The organism is Mesorhizobium sp. M7A.F.Ca.CA.001.08.2.1, from assembly GCF_003998455.1.
Taxonomy (GTDB): Bacteria; Pseudomonadota; Alphaproteobacteria; order Rhizobiales; family Rhizobiaceae; genus Mesorhizobium; species Mesorhizobium ciceri.
In genome coordinates this window covers 1-2,636 of sequence record NZ_RZPW01000820.1, presented here as the reverse complement: position 1 = coordinate 2,636, position 2,636 = coordinate 1, and the positions used below count along the sequence as shown (strand labels likewise).

General features: G+C 61.3%; 2 protein-coding genes and 1 pseudogene. 2 read left to right on the top strand and 1 reads right to left on the bottom strand.

Going from position 1 to position 2,636, the window contains the following annotated elements:
• Nucleotides 1-300, bottom strand: a pseudogene (locus EN914_RS38785) (hypothetical protein); the annotation flags it as partial.
• A 387-nt stretch (nucleotides 301-687) separates the two neighbouring features.
• Between EN914_RS38785 and EN914_RS31490 the strand changes: the two are divergent.
• Nucleotides 688-1,827, top strand: a complete 1,140-nt coding sequence (locus EN914_RS31490; RefSeq protein ID WP_024502984.1) for a helix-turn-helix transcriptional regulator — start codon at nucleotides 688-690, stop codon at nucleotides 1,825-1,827.
• A 64-nt stretch (nucleotides 1,828-1,891) separates the two neighbouring features.
• Nucleotides 1,892-2,636 (top strand): LuxR family transcriptional regulator (locus EN914_RS31485; RefSeq protein WP_127389508.1); only part of this gene is annotated, 745 nt, incomplete at its 3' end.

Below are 2,636 nucleotides of genomic sequence, written 5' to 3'. Positions count from 1 at the left end.
ATCGAGATCGCCTGCTTTGGCAAACGCCCCCATTGCCGTATTCTGCCCGCCCGTGCCGCTATTGGATCTGTAACCCAAGGCGCTGCTTTCCACTCCATCCGCCCGAGCGTGGGAGCCTATTGCTGTTGCATATGCCGAATATGTAAAAGCGTCATACGATGCGTCCGGCCCGTCACCACAAGCGAGACTTGTGACATTTCCACCGTCATCGCCGCCGGCACATTCGCCTGCCCGCGCATTTCCCGAGGCAAGCGCGAAAACAGCCAAGCCCATCAACCCGGCCAAGGTCAGGATCGACATGCCGGGTGCATCACGACGGCTGACGTCCCTCTCGGAAGGTCGACAAGCTCGTTCGCAAAAGCATGACGCCATGTTTTCCGACCTACCCCCCACCGACCTGATCATTCTCGCCATCGCGTTCCCACCTCGATCGAACTGCCAGTGCGACCGAGATTGCAGGTAGGACACAATCCGAACAGTCGTCATATGACGACTGTTCGTCGCTTTGTGGGGCCGCTACCACCTTAACGCGACGGCGGTAGCCGGCAGGTGACACATTGCCGATTACTAATATTAAGAGACCTTGGCTTGAACTCCGGCATTACTTTGCTAGCCGTGACCATAACTTGATAGATATTTTTTGTATGTTAGGCTCCTTGAGCATGGTCCTTTGAAAGCTGGACACCAATGGCTGACGTGAGCATCGAAGCGGTCTCCGCAGTGGTCGGCAAGGTCTATGAGGCCGCTTACGATCAGGAGCGCTGGTTCGATGCGGTGACCGGCCTGCGCGATCTGTTCGGCGGCTCGCGCTCCTGCATCGTGCGACTCGATCCCAAGACGAGCAACGCGGTCTCGACAGTCTATGATCCCGAGTTCTCGTCTGCCGAGGTAACCGCCGCCCACATGCGTGATCCCATCAGCCAGGTCGCCGCAGCCTTGCCTGTAGGCTGCGTCTATGATCGCACGCGGATAATGAAAGGGGGAGCCGGCTTCCGCCGTCGCGAGCTCTGGCAAGACTGGTATATGCCGCGCGATATGTATCATGGCCTCGCCTGCAATCTCCTGGCTTCCAATGGCTCCTATTGGTTTCTGGATATCCATCGCAGTTCCCGGCAGAATGCATTCGAGGTCAGGGATGTCGAACTGTTGCGGAAGATCGTCCCGCATGTACTGCGCGCCGGGCAGATCGGTCGCCAGTTGGAGAACACGTCAGCACTGGCATCTGCTTTTTCTCACCTGCCTTTCGGTGTCTTCCTGGTCAACAGTCACCAGCGGATCGCACAGATGAACGAGGCAGCCGAAGCGATGCTGGCGCGGCCGGACAGTCCGCTGAAGCTGAGCGACGGGGCCATAATAATCTGCAATGCGGGGGATACGCAGGAGCTGCAACGGCTTGTCGCCGACGCTTGCTCGCTGCGCGACGCCGCCACGCCCGGCACAGGCGGGACGCTGCTGGTGCCGTCCGATCGGCAGCAATCCGGCCTGGCGCGGCTGGTGCTGTCCGTGGCGCCCTTCGTCGACGCCCGCGCCTATGGTCTGGCATCCGAACGCTGCGCGGTAATCATGGTGACGGAGGTCGCCCGACGCATCCCCGACGGCTTCGAGACGCATGTCCGTGAGCTGTTCGACCTGACGCCGGCCGAAGCGCGGCTTGCAACGGCATTGGCGTCCGGCCGGTCGCTGAAGGAAGCCGCCGACACTTCCAACATCACGGTAAAAACCGGCCGCACCTATCTCGAACGGATATTCTCCAAGACCCGCACCCGCCAGCAAAGCGAACTGGTGGCGCTGCTCAAGAGCACTGAACCGCTCAGCGGGCGCAGATGATATTCACACCCTTCAAATTGCTGTGGAACTCCAGTGTCGTATGCAAAGCATCCGTGAGCGGTCAATGTCCAATGTGAGCATCGAAGCGGTCTCCGCGGTGGTCGGCAAGGTCTATGAGGCCGCTTACGATCAGGAGCGCTGGTTCGATGCGGTAACTGGCCTGCGCGATCTGTTCGGCGGCTCGCGCTCCTGCATCGTGCGCATCAGCCCACACACATTCGATGCGGTTGCATCCGATTTCGATCCGGAGTTCACCTCGCAAAAGGGCATCGAAGCCCTGCTGCGCGATCCGCTGGCGGCGGCATCGGCCGCCTTGCCTCTCGGAGAGGTCAGTCGGTGGCCCCTGACGGAGGAGGTGGCGGCGTTCCGCCGCCGCGAACTCTGGCAGGACTGGCTGCGGCCGCGCGATATGTATCACGGCCTCGTCTCCAACCTGCTCTCGTCGAACGACTCGCACTGGATGCTTAGCATCGATCGCGGTCCAGGCCAGGAAACCTTCGGCGCCGACGACATCGACCTGTTGCGCAAGATCGTGCCGCACATGCGGCGCGCCGGGCAGATCGGCCAGCAGCTGGAGAAAACGTCGGCGCTGGCGTCGGCGTTTTCGCATCTGCCGTTCGGCGTGTTTCTGATCAACGGCCATCAGCAGATCGCACAGAGGAACGCGGCCGCCGAAGCGATGCTGTCACGGCCCGACAGTCCGTTGCGATTGAGGGATGGCACAATCGCAGCCGCCAGTGCCGAGGATACGCAGGAGCTGGAGCGGCTCGTTGCCGACGCCTGCTCGCCGCATGACGGGGTCATCCCCG

Excerpts from the sequence above, each read along its gene's own strand:
- EN914_RS31490 (WP_024502984.1), top strand. The coding sequence starts at position 688 with ATGGCTGACGTGAGCATCGAAGCGGTCTCCGCAGTGGTCGGCAAGGTC.